Here is a 19,793-nt window from a genome sequence, read left to right on the forward strand (position 1 = left end):
AGGAGGTTATAGAGATGAAAAAGGAAAAAAACGAGCTGCTAGAATGGATCAAAGTTATCGCCATAACCGCCTTGTTTGTTGTAGCAATCCGGACGTTTATTTTCACTCCGATCGATGTGAAAGGTGCTTCCATGATGCCGACATATGAAGACGGAGACCGGATTATCGTCAACAAAATTGGAAAGACGCTTCATGATTTTGAGCGATTTGATGTCATTGTATTCGATGGTTTAGAAAGTGAGTATTTTATTAAACGAATTATCGGCCTTCCAGGTGATCAAATCGAATATAAAGACGATGTACTTTATATAAATGGTCAGAAAGTCGATGAGCCCTATTTGGATGAATACAAATCTTCTCTTAACGATCCAGGTGATTTGACTCCTGACTTCACGCTGGAAGATCTGGCAGGTGTATCAGAAATTCCGAATGACTATTATTTTGTAATGGGCGACAATCGCCGCAAAAGTAGTGACAGCCGAGATCCACGCATTGGTCTTGTCTCAAAGGAACATATTCTTGGCTCTACATCTATCCGATTTTACCCGCTCGACTCATTAGGTTTGGTGAAATAATCCGAAAAACAGACTTTCCGTGATTGCTTTCATTAGCAATTGCGGCTTTTTTGTATTTAATTAGGCATAAAATAAATTACATAATGACACATATAAATTGCATTTAGAATTATATATTGTATAATAAGCTTATCAATAAATTTGGGGAGGGAATATGATGGGATTTTGGAACAAAAAAGTGGTCGATGAGCGCGTGTACAACATGCAAAATAAAATTTACCGGGAAATATATTTACTCACGATGATGATTGTTCTCGTGTCGATTGGGGTTAAATTTTATCGCTTCGGAGTAAGTATGGAGTCAGTTACTACAGAGATAGTCATTTTAATAGGTGTCAGTTTATACTACGGCTTCCGTTCCTCACAACTTGGAGTATTTTCGGATGAAGTTGAACTTCATGATGCCAACAGCAAATTTTCATACAGCACAAAACAGCTAATCATCGGTATTGGCATGGGGCTGGTTATCGCACTTTTCATGGGGATTAATAGTGCGTACCAGTATGCAGACAGTTCATCTCAGGCTATTGAATATTTCTTTTTAGTATTTTTCGTTTCACTCATTATTTACGTTCCATTTTATTTACTGCTTTTATTTGCTGCCTATAAAAGTGCCTTGAAAAAAAGCCAAAAGGTAAACAGCAAAATGCTTGAAGAAGATGATGATGTGGGGCGATACCAATGAAAAATATCCGCTTAAAGATGGCCCGGATTGAACATGATCTATCACAGGATGAGCTCGCAAAAAAGGTTGGGGTCACACGCCAAACAATCGGACTCATTGAGCTTGGCAAATACAATCCGACATTAAGTGTATGTATTGCAATATGTAGAACATTGAATAGAACTTTGGATGAACTATTTTGGGATGAACAATCCGAATAAAAGCAATCATTATAAAAAGGAGCATAAAAGTTTTTTCACTTTTACGCTCCTTTTAATTTCCTATAATTCTAGCTTATACAATTGATCATCCTTTTCTTCTGGTGTACCTCGCCCGTCCGTATTATTCGTAATCCAGTACAATGTATTCTCTTCAATCCATACATCGCGGGTTCTGCCTACATTATTGACGATTTCTTTTACTTCTTTTGACTTTAAATCGAATTCGAGCAATGCTGTCCCCCGGAGTGCCGCAACATATAGTTTGTTGTCATAGAATGCTATACCTGAAGGGGCCCATGTACTTTCACTCCCCGAGGTGAACAAAGGGGATATGAATCCTTCTTGCTCTTCCTCTCCTTCAATTATAGGCCAGCCGTAATTTTGTCCAGCTTCAATTTTATTAATTTCATCATGTGCGCTTTGCCCATGCTCACTTGCATACATTGTTCCATCAGTTGACCAGGTGATGCCTTGCGGGTTTCGGTGTCCGTAGCTGTACACGTATAAATGCGGAAAAGGATTATCGTCTGGAATGCTTCCGTCCAAATTCATGCGCAATATTTTCCCGCTAAGTGTAGTCAGGTCCTGTGCAGTTTGTGGATTCGATGCATCACCTGCTGTCACATAAAGCTTTTGATCCGGGCCGATCTTTACGCGTCCGCCGTGATGATATTTACCACTAGGTATTTGATCAAGAAGTAACCGCTTCTCCCGCCAGCAATCATTCTCCTGTTGAAGCACTACAATTCGATTATACTGCTCACTCGCTGTTTCATACGTATAATAAGCGTAGGCTTCATTTGACTGTACAAAATCCGGCGCCAGTACAAAGCCAAGCAGCCCTGCCTCAGATGCAGTGGAAAGTGTTTTTTCAAGTTTTACAGCCTGCCTTGTCATTTCCCCTTGCTCTACTTTTACAATATGCCCTGTTCGCTCCGTTATATAAAAAGTGTCTCCAAGTTTATTAATAGCCCATGGTGCTTCAAGATTGGTAGCGATTGTTTTGTATTGTTCTATACTTTGAGAGTTATTTGCGACGGTAGAGGGTTGTATTTCATTTGTGGAACATCCTGTTAAACATAACAACGTAATCCCTACTCCAACAAATGATTTCTTCAATGAAAAACCTCCCTTTGCGATACATATTGTTTCGTCATTTCCTACACTAAAAGTCTATAAAAAATGGGTGTTTCGTTGCATCCAAGCAATATTCTATTCTTTGTCGAAAGTTTCCGGCTGTCACCATTTCAAGGGCCTCTTCAATCGGAAAATACCCAACTTCCAAACTTTCTGGAGAAGTTGTCGTTGTCCCCCCGATTGGTTTCGCTAAGAACAGCGTATTGCAAATACATTTCTCTACATTTTGAAAAATACCGCAGAATTTGAGTATCTCCACATCGATTCCCGATTCTTCTTTTGTTTCCCTAATCGCTGCAGCCGTCAAAGACTCGCCTTCTTCTACTTGACCACCCGGCATCTCCCAACCTCTTTTTGGTCCTTTAATAAGCAGAATCTCATTTTTACTGTTCAGTACAATCGTTGCTGCAGACAAAATATGTTTCGGGGTTGTATTTATTACTTGCTGAATTTGTTCCAATCTCATCAGTCCTTTTAAAAGTATCTATATCGCATATTTTAAAAGGTTCTATAGAGGAAATTTAAAACCCTGCCATTACGAGAATCTTTCTTTAATCCTGCATTTTCTAATTAACAAACAACGATACAAACGTAACGCCAAATATAATTACTGATACAACCCAAAAGAGAATTCCTGACTGTTTATTTTGAGTCCGTCTGTATTCTCTAAATCCTATTATCCCAAACATCGCACTCATAAAGATAAACATAAGCGGCTGCAGGTGGAAGCGATCTGTAACCAAACTATAAATACAAATCAACGTTGCCATAAATGCAAAAGTTAGTTGAAAGGCAACAAGTATATCAACTTTCATATCCTTCATTTGTAACTCCCACCTCAATTCATGATATGAAACTAAATAAGTTTCCCCTTAAAATATTCTTCAGCTAAAATAGCTAAATAATCCATATCTTCATAAACATTCTCTTTTAAAAATTCCTGTCTGTGGCGGCCTTCCCATACCATTCCGGACTTCTCCATCACTTTTCTTGAAGCGATATTTCTAACCATGCAGCGGCTGTAAATTCTATTTAACTGATGTTCCTGAAATCCGTAATCAATTATTTTTTTGCAAGCTTCTGTTGCATAGCCATTGCCCCACTCCGACACATCGATAAAATAGCCTACTTCTGCATTGCGGTGGTTTTTTGAAACCGCAACGAGCCCGCAATTTCCGATATAGCGACCGCTCTCTTTTAAAAACACTGCAAATTCATAGGCCGTTCCTTGCTCAAAACTTTTTTGTAAATACGAAATCCAACGATCGACAATTTCACGTGGATACGGATGCGGAATCATGACCATTGTATCCGCAATCTCCCTATGTTTTACTACTTCATAAATAGCGTCTGCAAATTCAACTTCATACGGCTTTAATATGAGTCTTTCCGTTTCTAAAATCATTTCCTCATCCCCTAAAAATCAATTAATAAAATATTCCATGTAAATATCATTTTCCTTAAAACCGATCTTTTTGTATAACGGTTTTCCCATCGGTGAAGAAATTAAAAATATGTGATGAACATTTCTTCCTTGAGCTTCTTTAAATATACGTTCGACCAACTGTTTAGCAAGCCCCCGACCTCTGCTTTCCGGTGTTGTGTACATATTTAAAATATATCCGCGAATGCCTGTCGAATTGGAATAACTAGGTGGAAAGGAGATAAACTGAATGCCTCCTGTAGCGAGCACATTTTTATCCTCCTCAATAATCCATTGAACAAATTGACCTGAGTTCAATTGCTTCTCAAAAAAGTTTCTTAATTCTTCGTCGATATTGGAAGACACAGTTTGCCCCTCCTCCACTAATAATCGCTTACGTAAATCTATTAAAATTTCCATATCATCTGTAGTAGCCAATCGTAATTCCATTCATATCCACCTTCCTGATTTTTATTGAGAATATATCTCTACTTCCTGTCAACAATGACAATCTTTTTCGTCTTGAACTTTTCTGAAACAGCATAAAGAAGAGTAATTATAAGTGCTGTAATACATGGATAACCTATCATCACAACAATGTTTGTATGCTCGACTAAACTGAATTCCCCCCATTCAAGCCATAAACGCCAGCCCATTCCAAGAGCACTGAATAGTAGCGAAATGAAAAAAACCATTTGCGTTTTGCGAACAAAAATCCCCACAAAGACATTCGCAACAACAATATAAATAAGGAAAACTATAAATGTAGAAACTAAATCAAACCCCTTTAAATTTGGAATAACCTTAGTAAAAGATATTCCCGTAAAAAACAGGATCGTCATGAGATTAAAAATTAAGAAATGTTTTCTATACTTTTCTATTTTTTTATAATCCTCCGTACCAAACATTCCATTCACCTCTTTTACTTATTGTAACAATTAATGGAATATATAGGGGTAGTAAGTCGTTATTTGTACCATGAAACTTTCCGAATTTTCTAACGTCTATTTTTCATATATCTGAACAAAGGAGGATTAACGTGCAAAAATTAAACTCAATCTTTTTAAGAACGGTGATTATATTAACTGGTGTACTTGTATTGTTATTATGTGTATTTGTTTTACCGAATGTAGCCCAGGAAACTGCGCATTTAAATCCTGAAGTGGCTTACCTGCAATATCCGATTTTATTAGGTATGTATGCGACCGCAATTCCATTTTTCTATGCGCTATATGAAACATTGAAGATGATTACAATTATTGAGCGGGAATCAGTTTTTTCAAGTCTTCTTGAACAAGGATTAAACTATATAAAATATTGCGCCTATATCATTCTTGTTTTATATATTTCGGGCTTCTTCCTGCTCGATTATACAAATGCACTGCCTCCGTTAGTGGCGGTGATTGGTATTGTTATCATTTTAATTACGATTCTTGTTGCTACAGGTGCTGCATTTTTAAAATATGTACTTATAAAAAGTCGATTGAACGTGAATTAAAAACAACCACTCCGTTAATCTTTCGGAGTGGTTGTTCGATTTCTATGATTTTATTTCACTAATATCCAATAGCTTTTCTGCGGTGCTGTTAACATTTCCGTAGGCATCGTTCAGTTCATGCATACTTGTGGCAAACTGTTCTGTAAATGCTGCGATTTGACTTGTCGATCCATTAACTTCCTCGATGGAAGTACGGATTTTATTAAGCTGCGCAGCAATTTTTTCTGCGCTATCTTTGCTATTCTGCGCCATTTTTTGAATTTCCTTCGCTACGACGGCAAATCCTCTTCCATGCTCGCCAGAACGAGCAGCTTCAATCGATGCATTTAATCCTAAAATTTGTGATTTTGATGCAATTCCTTTTACAAGTTCGACCATTTGGTTTATTTCCCCAATATCGGCCGTCATCATTTCTGTTGATGTGACAAGGCCATCCAAGCGGTTTGATACATCCATGCTCGCCGCCGTTAACTCTTCGTTCGTTGCAGTCATTTCCTCTACCGCACTCGATAATTCTGTCGCTAATTGACGCATAGAATCCATCTTCTTGTTTGAAATAGTGGCACTTACTACACCTATTATGTCTGCTCCATCAAAAATTGGCTGTGCTGATGAAATATAAGCAAACCCAAATCTTTCAGGACCCTTTTCTTCTCTTAAAAAACGCTTTGTCGTCAATGCACGCTCTGTAACGGTGTCGCGGAAATCTACCATTTTCAACCCTACATTAATTTTTAAATCAATAAACTTGCCTGGTAAGTATCCCACTACCTCTTCATTGCTTGCTACAATGATACAAGCATCTTCCGGAAAAGTTGCCTGATATAGCTCCATCGTATCTACTACGGCTTGTAATTTTGTATGCATGCCCATCTCCCCTTTGAATGTATTATATAATAGATAATAATACCTTAATATCGTAATCTTTCGAAATGTTCATGAATAAACTCTGCTATATGTTCTCATAAAAAAATCCCCTTCTCTATAAAAGAAGGGGAAATTACTATTGTTCTTCCATTGCTGCAGCTGCAGTCAGCATATTATCATAGTCTTCTTCATCATAGACTAGATTATAGATTTTCCACAGGCCGTCTTCTGTTTTCTTTAAGTAAGCTGTTCCGGATAAATCTAATGTCATTTCCAAATTGAAGTTGATTTCAGGGTCATTCATCTTAATATGAACTTTCAAATCATCAATTTTTACTGCGGCAAAACGTTTATTCAATGAAATCAACTTACTTGAATACTCGCCTATTTTTTGAGATGAACTAGAACCGGTTGAGAAATCTGCGTCTTCCAATAGCAATTGGCTATCAAGTGAATAAGCTAAATAGTAGCCTGTTGTTGTTTCACGATAGAGCGCATCCATATCCTCTACGTTTTCCGTATCTGATGAAAACTCAAACTCTTCATCAATATAACGATTCACTGTTGCAATGATTGAAGCTTCGTCTTCTGCTTCTCCACTTTCTAAATGTAAAGCACGGTCAATCATCAGTACTGCATGAGAACGCTTTGCAAAATCATTCGGTTTGAACGTTTCTCCATAGCCATTAACAATACCGGCACCTGCTGTTTTCACAATTGCTTCATAAGAATAGCTATTCGGATTAACATCGTTAAATATTTTTCCTGTTTTTGAAAAATCAACTGTCTCATTAAATGCACGATAAATCATCGCTGCCATTTGAGCACGTGTAATTTTATCGTTCGGTTTAAATGTACCGTCTTCTTTACCGGTAATAATGCCTTTACTGCTGGCAATCTGAACAAAGTCATAATACCATGCAGAAGATTTAACATCGGAAAATTCTTTTTTAATATCGCCACTCGTTAAATTCATTGCATTCACTAAAATTTTTGTAAACTGTGCACGTGTAATACTGTTTTCCGGTTTTAAAAGAATAGACGTAAATTCGTATACTTCGCCATCTTCTTCATATACTGTTGGCTCTTCATATCCGTCGATAATATTTGCATATAAGAAACGTTCCAACTGCTCGTATGCGCCATGTTCATAACTTACATCATCCATGTAATACTGATCGATCGTTTTTTCTGCTGCCGATGCTGGCGTTACAGTAATAAAACAAACTGTAAAAACTAATAAAATTGCTAATTGAAGTACCTTCAATCTAGTTAACCCCACTTCTCCAAATTCTATAATACCTTAACATATTACTTAAACAGAACTTATATGAATACAAGTATATTTTGGCAATATTTTTAAAAGAAAAATTAGTAGCCTAAATAGTAGAAAAAGATGAATGCAACTGCGAAGTTAGGAATTGCCATATTAAGAGAACACAATGCAATCGTATTTCTTTGAATCCAGCTTTCTTTCGTTTCCATTGCCGTGTTTGCCCGCATCCGGTCACCATTGACGAATGCCCCGGAAAAAATGCATGCCACAATAAAAAAGATAAAACCAATCCCGCTCGTTATAGTGGAAATCATATGAACATCCCAAATAATAATAGAAAGCAAAATTCCTATTAAAGACAACCCTGTACCGATTAGAAAAAATTTCATATCATTCCCCCTTTCCCTATATACCGCATTCTTTTGGAAATGGTTTCAAAATAAATCGATATAATGAGAATTTTGTCAGGCATCGTCTGGAACTAAGTAATAATGTACAATACTTAAAAATCCTTTCGCCGAGTTTTTCATTGCCTGTTCATCGATATTAAATTTTGGATGGTGATGAGGAAATTGTGTAGTGGGGACATCTGTAGCTGAACCAGTATAAAAATATACTCCGGGAACTTGTTGCAAATAATACGCAAAATCTTCACTTGCCATAATGGGGGGCATCTCAACGACATTTAAATGGTTAATATTATCAAGCAAATCTCTTACAACTTTTGTTTCTTTCTCGGTATTGACTAATTGCGGATATCCTCTTGTATATTCCATCTCATAAGTAGCACCATAAGTTACTGTGACATTATTAAGAATATGTGTTAAAAGTGTTTGGACATTTTCCTGTTGTTCCTGGTTAAATGTACGAACTGTCCCCTCAATTGCAGCTTCTTCGGGAATCACATTTATTGTACCCCCGGAGTTGAACACAGTAATTGCTGCCACTACCGGTTGTACCGGATCAAGTTTTTGACTCATTAACAAATGGATTTGAGTTATAATTTGTGCGCCAATCACAATTGGATTGACGGAAGTGTGAGGAGCGGAAGAATGTCCGCCTTTACCGATTATTCTAATTTTTACATAGTCACTGGAAGCGGTAGCACTCCCTTTTGGTACCGTAAAGTTTCCTAATGGGACGGAAGATAGGACATGATTTCCAAAGATTGCATCTACCCCTTCGAGCACACCCTCTTCTAACATTTGAATCGCTCCCCCCGGAAATAGCTCTTCCGCTGGTTGAAATATAAATTTAACCGTCCCATGGAGTTGATCTTCATATTTACTTAGTATTTTTGCTACCCCAAGCAATGTTGCTGTATGTGCGTCGTGACCGCATGCATGCATAACATTCGGGACCTGAGATTTATAGGGCACGTCATTTTTCTGTTGAATGGGTAACGCATCCATGTCAGCTCTTAATGCAATCGTCGGCCCTGCTTTTCCCCCTTTTAAAATTCCGACAACGCCATGCCCGCCAATATTCCGTTGCACTTTAATTCCATAACCTGCTAAAATATCCCCTACCATTCTGGCCGTTTGTACCTCTTGAAATGGCAGTTCAGGGTTCTCATGCAAATGCCTTCTCCAAGCAACCATTTGATCGTACACTTCCTCCACTTCTGCATGCCACTCGTTAAGCATTTGAACACATCCTTTTCTCACTCGTTCTTATGCATCAAATTAGTATATACATTTGTTACATGAGATGTTCGGTAGAGGGATTTGTCCCAAAAAAAAGAGCTTCGGTATGAATCCGAAACTCCTTTTTATTATTAATTTTCTTCATAATAGCCGCATACGACATGTCCGACCGCTTTAGCCGCGACCAGAAGCGCATCTTCGTCAATATCGAATTTTGGATGATGATTGTAATAAGGTTTTTCTACTCCTTTTGGTGAACAACCAATATAGAAGAAGCAAGACGGGAACTTCTCTGCATAATAGGCAAAGTCTTCAGATGGAGACATTGGCGGCACTTCCTTCACCTCTGTAATAATCGGATCATTCGCCCCTACTAAATATCCTGCTACTTTCGCTGTTAATTCAGGGTCATTGTATAATGGCGGATAGTCGTTTTCATACGTCAACTCACAAGTGACACCGAATTCTTCTTCCAAACCTCTTACTAATCTTTTTACTTCCACTTCAATTTTTTCCTTCGTTTCTATCGTCATATAGCGAATATCGCCTTCAAGTTCTACACTATCTTTAATCACATTAAATGTCCCTTTACCGTCGAAGGAACCAATTGTAATAACACCGATATCAAAGGGGCTTAAACGGCGGCTAATAATTGTTTGCACAGCAGTGACAAAATGTGCACCGGCAACAATCGCATCGTTTGCCAAATGTGGTGAGGAGCCATGTCCGCCGCGTCCTTGAATTTTCAGTTTTAAGTAGGCACGCCCGTTGAAGGCAAAACCTGAATTATAACCGACAAATCCTGCGGGGCCCATTGGCAGCAAGTGAATCCCGAAAACATTATCTAAATCATCGAGCAGCCCTGACTCTACGATACTTTTCGCACCGCCTGGCGGAACTTCTTCTGCATGCTGGTGAATAATTTTAATTGTCCCTGGTATCTCATCTTTCAATTCGATCAAACAATCGGCCAATACAAGTAAATATGCGGTATGTCCGTCATGACCGCATGCGTGCATTACTCCTTCATTAACAGATTTGAATGGAACATCGGCTTCTTCGGTAATCGGCAATGCATCGAAGTCTGCGCGAAGCCCGATATTTTTGCCTGGCTTCCCGCCTTTAATCGTTACAATAATTCCGTAGCCATTTCCGACATTTGAATGAACTTCTACATCTTTTCCTTTATAAAAGTCGAGAATGTACTGTGCAGTTTTTTCTTCTTGAAACGATATTTCAGGATGCTGGTGTAAATGTCTCCGGATTTGAATCATTTCATCTTTACGAAGTTCCAGCATCTCCATTAGTTTTTGTTTCATGGTTACCACTCCTGAACTTAAATTTTGAAGAAAATAATGTAAACGCCTTTGACAAGGCGTTTACATCATTTAAATTAATCGACTGATTTCCCCGCGTTTTTTGGAACTAGGAATAAAACTGATAGGATGGAAAGGACACCGAATATGACGTTAATGATGATCCCTGTTGTTGCGGCCATTTCCAGATTGCCGTTTGCAGATGCCGCGCCGTATGCTGTCATGGAAATGGCTACACCGAACGCACTACCTAAAGAACTTGCCATTTTATATACACCTGCCGCTTCCCCAACTTTGTCAGAAGGTGCATTGGATACAGATGTATCTGTTGACGGTGTTGCATAAATACCTAAGCCAAGACCGAATAAAGCAAATCCTACGAATACCGCGATTGTATACGCTACATCCGGCAAGAATGTTAATCCCATTAATGCAACACCGACCGTAGTAATTATTCCACCCCAAATCATCGGTTTTTTAGCACCAACACGTTGAAGTATTTTCTCCCCTACACGGATCATTGCCAGTACCGTCACTAAATAGCCAAGGGAAAGTAAGCCTGATTGGAAAGCATTAAATCCACGTCCTACCTGCACATACGTATTGGCTACTACTAATGTACCCGCTATTGCATTAAGTAAAAAGTTCGATACCGTTGCACCTGTATAGGCTTTGTTTTTAAATACCGCAAAGTCGATTAGTACAACTTCTTTTTTCATCTCTACTCGAATGAATGTAATTAATCCAATTACTGTTACTGCCATTAAAATTAAGGAAATGCCGCTTGTCCAACCAAAGTCTGCACCATACGTAATTAAAATATTTAATGCAACCATTGTGACAATAAAAATGCCTAGACCGACGTAGTCAAAACGGAATTTCCCTGAAGACTCCTGTTTACTTTCAGGTGTGTCTTTTAATAAAAACAGACCAACTAGAGCGAATACAATCGAGAAGATGAAAATCCATCTCCATCCTAATGAAGTCGCAATGGCACCACCTGCAAATGATGCAACACCGGAACCTCCCCATGAACCTATAGACCAGTAGCTTAATGCTCTTTGACGGTCCGCGCCTTCAAAGTAAGCTTTGATTAAAGCAATTGTAGATGGCATAATGAATGCAGCTGAAAGACCGATAATAATTCGGCCGATTATTAATAAAACAGCACCTTGCGCCAATACTAAACAGAGTGAACCAAGAATACTTAGCCAATAACCGATGACCGCTATTTTTTTACGACCTATTTTGTCAGCAAGACCACCTGCCGCTACGATAAACATTCCTGAGAATAATGCCGATAAACTAATCGCTATATTAATCGTACCAAGCGAAATGCCTAAATCCTCTTGAACAGCTGGTACAACGTTTACCATTGCTTGAGCAAATAACCAGAATGTAATAACACCGAATACAATTCCGATGATCATTTTATTCGTACCTTTGTATGTGTTCATAATAATCCTCCTATAAAATTTCCCGCGTAATTATAATGTCTTCAAATCTCTTTTAATCATACTCCTTAGTATTAAAAGAAATATTTCAACAACGCTTTAACAATTAACAATAATGATTTATTTTCTCGAGAATATTCTTTAGCCGTTAAAGCCTGATCAATACTTCATGTCTTTAGTTTATACAGAAATCTATATGTCAAAAAGTTATTATTTGCGTATAACATGTGTACGAGTCTGTATATTTTTTACGGAAACAATTGGAGTAGCAAAAATATACCGTCAATTTTTTACTTAAATAAAAAAAGACTGCTGCGTATCGTTCGCAACAATCTTTTTATAAAACAGCTTTTCTTATATCAAAAAAATGAATGGCATTCACCGTTAAGTATGAATAAAAAGACCAATCACTTATAATTTTTTCATCAAAAATTTCAAGTTGAGGATAGCTTGACCTGTTAATATAATCAATGACTTCCATATCCAATCCATAGCGGCTATTCAAATCAATCCAATTTGTATAAAGTGCGCCATGCTCACGGTCAAACGTGTATTTTCGCACTTGATATTCGCCAGGCTCCATTCCTTTAATTTTCACAAATAGGTCCTTATTGAACATTTGCAAAAACGTTTCCTCAATTAAATAATAAGGATTCACGGTTTTACTGTTCATGAGCACTAACTGATACCCACGTTCATTTTTTGTCATCATGTAATCAGGTCCTTGGGCAACAATCTTACCGTTTAGCCTTTTTGCAAACATTAACGCAAAATATGCCGGTCTTTTTCCATCAAAATAATGGAAAAGTTCTAGCCCTTCAATCCGGATACGTTGGCCGTCACTCTCACTTTCATGTACAACCGTATTAATCCAAAAACCTACTGATTCCACCTCATCTGATATGTCCAGCATATTTTCCAATACTAATGCTGCGCGGAAAAAGCGGCCGTTTGTCAGGCGTGTATTTCCGGAAAGAGTATTCCATGAAATGACATGAAGCGGCTTTTTAATTCCATTCTTCTTTAAATAAGCTTTTATTTTTTCTGTTTTTTCTTTTAAATAATCTTTTGTCAGGAAAAAGCGGTCATCGTTCAACTCTTTAAAATCTACAACATCATTTTGATTCGAATGATACCCTATAAAATCTACAAATTCCGCCTCTTTTAACAGCCATATATGCGCTTCGCTTGTCTTCTCCTTTTCAAAGGAAAAAGGTAAAAACATACCGACATGAATATCCGGTACAATGCCTTTTATCAAATGGTATAACCTAAAATAAACCCGTTTTAGCTCATCTGCTGCCACGATAGTATTGTATGGTTCATAAAAGAGAAAATGCCAGGCGCTTAAATAGGAACCACCATATAATTGCAGACAATGCTTCAAAAAATGCTCCAGCTTTCTGAGATAATTTTCTTCATCCATCGATAATTCCTGATAATCAATTCTTACGAAAAGTGCCAAGTTTTGCTGCTTTAAAAATTCCAGGGCAATATCGGTTTTAAAATATTGTGAACTTGTCGGAATAATTTCATCTGTTTCAATCTCAGCTGAAATCGCTTCTCCCTTTAGTAAATTACTGATTCCTACAAAATCTACCCCGATTTCTCTTTTCGCCATTAAAATTTGTGCACGGATATTTTCCTTTTGTAATTCCTTCAACTCATGCGCAATAACCATATGTTTGGGCCTTGAAATAGGAATATTGCCAGGTGCTGTTATATCCAATGACAATTCTTCAAATTTCGATTGCGTATTTTTATACGATTGATCAAGTGTATTTAAAATAACCCCTAACTTTCCTAAAATTTCAGGTGAATGTACTGGCTGTTCCGCATCTTCCAGCGGGTACTCTTTAAATGAATCCTTCTTCTCTAAAGGATGTTTCTCCCGATAGACATGCGGTGTCATCCCATAGTTTTCTTTAAAAAGGGTCGTAAATGATTTCGTGTTGGGAAATCCATTATTCATCGAGATTTGTGATACCGTATCATTCGTATAGAGCAAATCTTTTACACTATGCTTTAGACGGATTGTCATTAAATAACGACTGAACCCCATATTCATCTTTTGTTTAAAATAACGGGATAAATAAGCTGTCGACAAATAGGATTTTCGGGCCATTTCCTCCAACGTAATCGGCTGATCATAATTTCTTTCCAAGTAATCGATAATTTGCATAAGCCGCTGATCATTTGTATCCAATTTTTCTGAGGAGCTCCCTTTTTTCTTAAAGCCGCGTATGAGCGTAAGCAAGATATCACATAAATATTTTTGAAACTCAATTTGGTGGCTTTCATCTTGACGGTAATAGGAAATAATTAACTTAATAAGCCACTTACGAAGATTATTAAGCATTTTTTCGCGCCCCATATGCACTTCCTTTGAGTAGCATTCAAAGCGATTATCACGGTAATTTTTATAAAATCGGTCGATAAATGTATCCGAAATTGTTAGACTGAGCACATAATTATCAGGATTTCCCTTTATCTGAAAGAGTTCGTTCCGATTAATAACCAATAAATCAAGTTCATTTAATTCATAAAAATGGCTATCTGTCTCAACAGTAATCTGCCCTTCAACAACAAATATTAACTCAAGCCCCTGATTTACTTTTGGTGATAAATAATGAATCTCCTTTAAGGAAATTTGAAATTCAGATAGCTGGTTACTCATCTGTTCACCTCACTATTTTTCTTTAAGTTAGTTTTCCTAATGTGGGAAGTTTTGTTCCTTTTATACGATTTGTCTATTATGTTGAATTGTTTCAATAAACTTTTCAATCGTTGCCGTCAAATAGGAATCCGCTCTCCTAATAAAGACCGTCTTTACTTTACTATACTCACTTGGCAATGAGTGACAATAAATAGTCCCGCTCTGCTCCAGATGTGCAACAGCTGACTTGGGGACAAATGAAACCCCTAGTCCCATTGAAACACTGCGTATAATCGTTTCCAGTGTACCAAACTCCATCACTTTTTGAGGACTGATATTTTGATCCTGGTACCATGTTTCCAGACGTGCCCGGTATCCGCAGCCTTTTCTGAAACATAGGAACGGGATGCCTTCTAATTCTCCCAACTTCAGATGAGGTGAGTTTGAAATTAATACAAGCTCTTCATCAAATACTTCATATGACTCAAGATCCGGATGAATATTCGATGCGGTTATAAACGCTCCATCCAATTTATAATCCAGTACTTTTTGCTCCAATTTCTCTGTTACCCCTGTTATTAATGACAAATCGACACTTTGATAACTTTTCATATAGGAAGTTAATATATTCGGTAAATGGTAGACCGTTTCGACCGTACCTATTTCAAGCTTTCCGATTGGTTCATTTTTATTAAGAACGGCTCTTTTCATTTCCTCCGTTAATAGCAATATTTTCTTACTATAAGATAACAAATTTTTTCCTTCAGGTGTCAAAGTCATCCCTCGTCTATGTCGGTTAAATAATGGCGTGTTCAATTCTACTTCAAGTTTTTGTATTCTTGATGTAATATTCGATTGGACATAATTTAATTCTTTCGCTACTTCCGTAACTGTTCCCTTCTCGGCAACAAGTTGGAAAATTTCCAAGTCTTTAAATTCCACGATGCATCCAGTCTCCTTTTCCTGTTCCTATTACTTTAACATGGTATCTCAAATACTGATATTAATGATAACTTTTATTCATTTTACGAGATAGTTATACAATTGTAAGATAGTAATCGTGACTATTTAGTGAAATGAGGTTAATAAAGGTTGAAAAATAATGTTCTAATCGGTTCTATTCTATGTTTTATAGCTGCAGTATCATGGGGGGCAATGTTTCCGGTAGCCCATGGTGCATTTAAACATATAGATCCATTCTACTTCACCATTTTTAGATATGGCGCAGTGACGATTATTTTAATTGCACTGCTGTTATGGAAGGAAGGAAAGAGAGCTTTCCGTATGGAAGGAAAAGGCCTGCAGCTTTGGTTTTTCGGTACGATGGCCTTTACAGTTTATAATTTGCTTATTTTCTGGGGCGAGGATTTACTCGGACAATCCGGTGTTATGACGGCCTCTATTATGGAATCACTTATGCCGATGATTTCGATTGTCATCTCATGGATGATTTTTAAACACCGTCCATCGCTGTTTACATTACTATGTGTATTATTATCATTTATCGGTGCGGTATTAGTTATAACAAAAGGCGATCTTCAGGCATTTTTAGGCACGACAGGTCAGTTTATCCCTTCCCTTTTCATCTTTATCGCTGTCGTCGGATGGGTGATTTATACAATGGGCGCCAATGAGTTCAGTCATTGGTCTGCTTTGCGCTATTCTACATTGAGCTGTTTACTTGGAACCGTAACCGCATTATTCGTTACTTTAGGTGCGACAATGTTCGGCACTTTATCTGTGCCAGCTGTAAACGATGTAGTTGCAGTAGGTCCACACTTACTGTTTATGATTATTTTCCCGGGTGTCATTGCATTATTGGGCTGGAACATTGGCGTCAACTACTTGTCACCTTTAAATGCATTACTGTTCATCAATTTCGTTCCTGTCACAACACTATTCATTTCTATTATTCAGGGGAATGCGGTAACGGTGTTTGATATTGTCGGAACAGTGTTGATTATCATTGCGCTTTTATCAAATAATATATATGTAAGAATGCTGGACAAGAAAAAGGCCAATCATACGATGCAATCTACATGGAGTGAAGGGATTTCTTAACTATAATCTTTAGGCTTAATGCAAATAAGCGATTGGGACAGAAATAGAAATACCATTGGATAAGAAGAAAAACCTTATTAAGAAACGGATATTTTATAAAATTGATTGGAATGGAGGGCGAGTGTTCGTGCTGACGGTTTCACCTTTCGCACTGTGAAAACATTAGCTGACGGCTATGCCTTTCGCTACAAGCAAGCTTCCAACGGGAATAGCGAAATTTATTTTGCGACGAAAGCGAAGCGGCAGGAGCACTGACGCCTGAGACTAGGAACAAAAGCTAAGAACGCCACGTCCTGTGGCAACGCTTTTGTGACCAACATCCTGTTGGCCTCACGCCCGCGGAAAGCGTCCGACCTGGAATAGAAATTAATTTTTAACGCACAGCAAAAATGCCCTTTTTCTCTCAGAGAAAAAAGGCATTTTTGGGTTATGTCCCACCCTCTATTAAAATCCCGCTACTTTTATAGTTCGTTGTAATAATTTCCTTATAATGTTATCTTTTAGGTTGAAATACTATAAATTTATTTAAAGGAGTTGAAAAAATGAGAAAAACGATTGCCTCCATTAGTATTGCACTAGGCTTGATGTTTGCAATCGGAACGAACGTCAATGCTGCGACTGTTCATTACAAAGACGTCAAAGAATCGGACAACTTTTATCCCTCTGTTCAGTATTTATTAGACCAAAAAGCAATTAGCCGGACATTGCCTCAATTTAGACCATATGAAAATATTACGCGTGGCCAAGTGGCAAGTATACTTGCAAAAGTATTGGATGACCGCTTAAAAGAGATTGAGTATACGGAATGGTATAGTGGTGCGAACTTTATTGATGTGCCAAAGACAGATCAATTTTATCCTTACATTAATAAGCTAGACTGGAACGGGATTATGCGCGGGTATTATGTGAATGATACTTCTTCCTCTGCGAGGGCTTTCGGTATTAACCAACCTTTAACGCGTGGACAATTTGCCGGTGTAATTATAAAAGCATTTGAAATTCCATTAATTCAATTGCAAAGCTACAAAGAAAGTGGCGCTTCCCCATCTGACATATTCGATGGAAAAAACTTTACGTATCCTTGGGGACAGGAAATCGCGACACTTCAAACAACCGGAATTTTAAGTGGTTACGACGACGGAAATTTCAAACCAAGTACACCGATTAAACGTTCTCAGTTTGCAAATATGCTTGTGAAAGCTGCAAATGGCGAACTGTATTTCTTTAACCAGAACAACCTGCTCAATGACTTTGAACAACTAGGTATTTCTAAAGAAACTTCAATGGAAAAAATCAAAACACTAACAAATAATACCACTGTTAAATATTTGGCTTCCTACAGAGATGTACGGTATTTAAATGCTGTGACTATTGCAATAATGATCTATAAAGAAGGAGTCATTTTGTTCGAAGATATTAACGTGAAAATGGCTGTTTCAAAAGACGCGAACGGAAAGTGGCAGTTGAACGTTGAGAAAATCAATTAACAGGGGATTAATTATAACCGGTATCAGCTGGACGGCTAATCTATTTGATTAGCCTTTTTTAATAACTTGAAGTTTATGTTTTTCTGATAGGCCGCTCTCTTGGTGTAATATTAATAATATAGTAACTAATAATTAAAATCAGGATTACCCCTGCAAAAATGAGTGTATCCATTGCCGAATCATGTTCGACAATAATGAGACGAAGCATGGCCGTAATTCCGATATACATAAAATAACGAAGCGGGAAATGATAGTCTTCTTTAAAGTATTTCACAATCATCGTGATAAACTCGAAATACAGGAAGAATACTAGAATTTTTGCCAGTAAGTATTTGTATTCATGCTTTTGCCCGTTAAATATAAACTTTAAAAGCTCGACCATTTCGATGATGAGCATGACACAAAGAGTTAACGCCAATACTGTTAAACCAATATTCAAGATCACTTGAAGCACTTTCGGAATAATTTCTTTAAATGGCTTAGGTTTGGATAAAAACTTCATTTATACACACCCCCAGACGTTATATTTTCAGATTATTCCATCATTAGGGGTATGTCAATTTTGTAAGCGATTACTATTTCAAAAAATTTTTTTACTTGTTTTTATTCTTAAAAAGAACCTTTTAAATTTCTAAATTTCCCAGATTCATTTTCAAATATTGAATAAACGGATGCTTCACCTTATCCACTTTTCTTGTACAGCAAAACAAGCTCTGGCTGATTTCCACTTGATCGACAAAGACGCGTGCAATGCTGCCTTGCAATAGTTTTTCCTTAACACTGCATGCTGGTGCGATTGCCATTCCATAACCGGCTTCCACAACTTTAATCGATTCCAGTACACCTTCTATTTGTAAGCCAAATCTCGGTAACGGGCAATTATGCGTATAAAAAATAGCCTCCATTAAATCCAGTGTTGAACTGCCTCGCTCCCTATAAATAAAATCATGCTCACTTAGCTCAAAAATCGATACTTTTTTATTTGCTAATGGATGTGCTGGATGGACAACAAACCAAAACGGAATATCCAGTATTTTCTCAAAGGACAAATCTTCATGGCCAATATTGCTTTGCACAACAAAGCCAAAATCAACTTTATAATCAAGAACATGACGCTCCACAGACTGTACATTTCCAAGCGATACATACATATCGATATTTGGATTTTTTGATTTATATCCCGCAATGATTGGCGGCAAAATATAATTGGTTGAAATATAAGACGAAGCGATTTTTACATTCTCTTTCTTTTCCAAAAAGGATTTAAATTTATCATCAATCTGTTCTTCCAAATGAAATAACCGCAAGCCCTGCTCATAAAGAAATTCACCTTCATAAGTAAGCTGAATACCCCTTCCCTTTCCTTCTATAAGTTTCACTCCGATTTCCCGTTCAAGTTTGCGTATTTGTATAGTTACAGCCGGCTGACTGATATGCAGGAGTTTCGCTGCTTCAGTAATACTGCCCAGTTTTGCAACATTTGTGAAAATTCGTAGCGTATGTAAATTCATT

Annotated in this window: 22 protein-coding genes; 6 read left to right on the top strand and 16 right to left on the bottom strand. The window is 37.5% G+C overall.

Annotation, left to right across the window (positions count from 1 at the left end):
• Window positions 1-14 precede the first annotated feature (14 nt).
• From lepB to MHH44_RS20020, 3 genes are all read left to right on the top strand, one after another.
• The gene (gene lepB, locus MHH44_RS20010) at window positions 15-575 is read left to right on the top strand and encodes a signal peptidase I (RefSeq protein WP_065216105.1); all 561 of its coding nucleotides are present in this window, start codon (window positions 15-17) and stop codon (window positions 573-575) included.
• 157 nt (window positions 576-732) lie between these two features.
• Window positions 733-1,260, top strand: coding sequence for a DUF6773 family protein (locus MHH44_RS20015; protein WP_014822472.1), 528 nt, complete (start codon window positions 733-735; stop codon window positions 1,258-1,260).
• Window positions 1,257-1,460, top strand: a complete 204-nt coding sequence (locus MHH44_RS20020) for a helix-turn-helix transcriptional regulator (protein ID WP_008405912.1) — start codon at window positions 1,257-1,259, stop codon at window positions 1,458-1,460. The genes MHH44_RS20015 and MHH44_RS20020 overlap by 4 nt, the downstream gene beginning before the upstream one ends.
• Window positions 1,461-1,520: 60 nt before the next feature.
• Here the strand turns inward: MHH44_RS20020 and MHH44_RS20025 are convergent, their stop codons facing one another.
• From MHH44_RS20025 to MHH44_RS20050, 6 genes are all read right to left on the bottom strand, one after another.
• Complete coding sequence (locus MHH44_RS20025; protein WP_340799419.1) at window positions 1,521-2,579, bottom strand: PQQ-dependent sugar dehydrogenase; 1,059 nt, start codon at window positions 2,577-2,579, stop codon at window positions 1,521-1,523.
• Between the two features lie 46 nt (window positions 2,580-2,625).
• Complete coding sequence (locus tag MHH44_RS20030) at window positions 2,626-3,057, bottom strand: NUDIX hydrolase (protein ID WP_014822470.1); 432 nt, start codon at window positions 3,055-3,057, stop codon at window positions 2,626-2,628.
• Window positions 3,058-3,163: 106 nt separating this feature from the next.
• Entirely contained in the window at window positions 3,164-3,421 is a 258-nt protein-coding gene (locus MHH44_RS20035; RefSeq protein ID WP_340799420.1) for a YczI family protein, read from the bottom strand.
• A 32-nt stretch (window positions 3,422-3,453) separates the two neighbouring features.
• On the bottom strand, window positions 3,454-4,002 hold the full coding sequence (locus MHH44_RS20040) for a GNAT family N-acetyltransferase (protein ID WP_340799421.1): 549 nt from the start codon (window positions 4,000-4,002) through the stop codon (window positions 3,454-3,456).
• Between the two features lie 18 nt (window positions 4,003-4,020).
• On the bottom strand, window positions 4,021-4,470 hold the full coding sequence (locus MHH44_RS20045) for a GNAT family N-acetyltransferase (RefSeq protein ID WP_340799422.1): 450 nt from the start codon (window positions 4,468-4,470) through the stop codon (window positions 4,021-4,023).
• 38 nt (window positions 4,471-4,508) lie between these two features.
• A complete protein-coding gene (locus tag MHH44_RS20050) occupies window positions 4,509-4,928 on the bottom strand; it encodes an ABC transporter permease (RefSeq protein WP_340799423.1) in 420 nt (139 codons plus the stop codon).
• Window positions 4,929-5,059: 131 nt separating this feature from the next.
• Between MHH44_RS20050 and MHH44_RS20055 the strand changes: the two genes are divergently transcribed.
• Entirely contained in the window at window positions 5,060-5,518 is a 459-nt protein-coding gene (locus tag MHH44_RS20055) for a DUF2975 domain-containing protein (protein WP_340799424.1), read from the top strand.
• 42 nt (window positions 5,519-5,560) lie between these two features.
• Here the strand turns inward: MHH44_RS20055 and MHH44_RS20060 are convergent, their stop codons facing one another.
• From MHH44_RS20060 to MHH44_RS20095, 8 genes are all read right to left on the bottom strand, one after another.
• On the bottom strand, window positions 5,561-6,385 hold the full coding sequence (locus MHH44_RS20060) for a methyl-accepting chemotaxis protein (protein ID WP_340799425.1): 825 nt from the start codon (window positions 6,383-6,385) through the stop codon (window positions 5,561-5,563).
• 136 nt (window positions 6,386-6,521) lie between these two features.
• Window positions 6,522-7,652: an S-layer homology domain-containing protein gene (locus tag MHH44_RS20065; protein WP_340799426.1), complete on the bottom strand. Its 1,131-nt coding sequence runs from the start codon at window positions 7,650-7,652 to the stop codon at window positions 6,522-6,524.
• A 104-nt stretch (window positions 7,653-7,756) separates the two neighbouring features.
• On the bottom strand, window positions 7,757-8,050 hold the full coding sequence (locus MHH44_RS20070) for a DUF5316 domain-containing protein (RefSeq protein WP_340799427.1): 294 nt from the start codon (window positions 8,048-8,050) through the stop codon (window positions 7,757-7,759).
• Window positions 8,051-8,125: 75 nt separating this feature from the next.
• Window positions 8,126-9,307, bottom strand: coding sequence for a M20 metallopeptidase family protein (locus MHH44_RS20075; RefSeq protein WP_340799428.1), 1,182 nt, complete (start codon window positions 9,305-9,307; stop codon window positions 8,126-8,128).
• Window positions 9,308-9,438: 131 nt separating this feature from the next.
• Entirely contained in the window at window positions 9,439-10,626 is a 1,188-nt protein-coding gene (locus tag MHH44_RS20080) for an amidohydrolase (RefSeq protein WP_008405933.1), read from the bottom strand.
• A 74-nt stretch (window positions 10,627-10,700) separates the two neighbouring features.
• Window positions 10,701-12,086, bottom strand: a complete 1,386-nt coding sequence (locus MHH44_RS20085; protein ID WP_445683058.1) for an MFS transporter — start codon at window positions 12,084-12,086, stop codon at window positions 10,701-10,703.
• Window positions 12,087-12,414: 328 nt separating this feature from the next.
• Window positions 12,415-14,754, bottom strand: a complete 2,340-nt coding sequence (locus MHH44_RS20090) for a helix-turn-helix domain-containing protein (protein WP_340799430.1) — start codon at window positions 14,752-14,754, stop codon at window positions 12,415-12,417.
• A gap of 60 nt (window positions 14,755-14,814) precedes the next feature.
• The gene (locus tag MHH44_RS20095; protein WP_008405936.1) at window positions 14,815-15,675 is read right to left on the bottom strand and encodes a LysR family transcriptional regulator; all 861 of its coding nucleotides are present in this window, start codon (window positions 15,673-15,675) and stop codon (window positions 14,815-14,817) included.
• A gap of 150 nt (window positions 15,676-15,825) precedes the next feature.
• Here MHH44_RS20095 and MHH44_RS20100 point away from each other — a divergent pair, with 150 nt between their 5' ends.
• The gene (locus MHH44_RS20100; protein ID WP_008405937.1) at window positions 15,826-16,794 is read left to right on the top strand and encodes a DMT family transporter; all 969 of its coding nucleotides are present in this window, start codon (window positions 15,826-15,828) and stop codon (window positions 16,792-16,794) included.
• Between the two features lie 542 nt (window positions 16,795-17,336).
• Entirely contained in the window at window positions 17,337-18,281 is a 945-nt protein-coding gene (locus tag MHH44_RS20105) for an S-layer homology domain-containing protein (protein WP_340799431.1), read from the top strand.
• Window positions 18,282-18,354: 73 nt separating this feature from the next.
• Here the strand turns inward: MHH44_RS20105 and psiE are convergent, their stop codons facing one another.
• Window positions 18,355-18,783, bottom strand: coding sequence for a phosphate-starvation-inducible protein PsiE (gene psiE / locus MHH44_RS20110; RefSeq protein ID WP_008405939.1), 429 nt, complete (start codon window positions 18,781-18,783; stop codon window positions 18,355-18,357).
• 121 nt (window positions 18,784-18,904) lie between these two features.
• A complete protein-coding gene (locus tag MHH44_RS20115) occupies window positions 18,905-19,792 on the bottom strand; it encodes a LysR family transcriptional regulator (RefSeq protein ID WP_340799432.1) in 888 nt (295 codons plus the stop codon).
• Between the last annotated feature and the right edge of the window lies 1 nt (window position 19,793).

It is taken from the genome of Solibacillus sp. FSL K6-1126, assembly GCF_038003445.1.
GTDB lineage: Bacteria > Bacillota > Bacilli > Bacillales_A > Planococcaceae > Solibacillus > Solibacillus silvestris.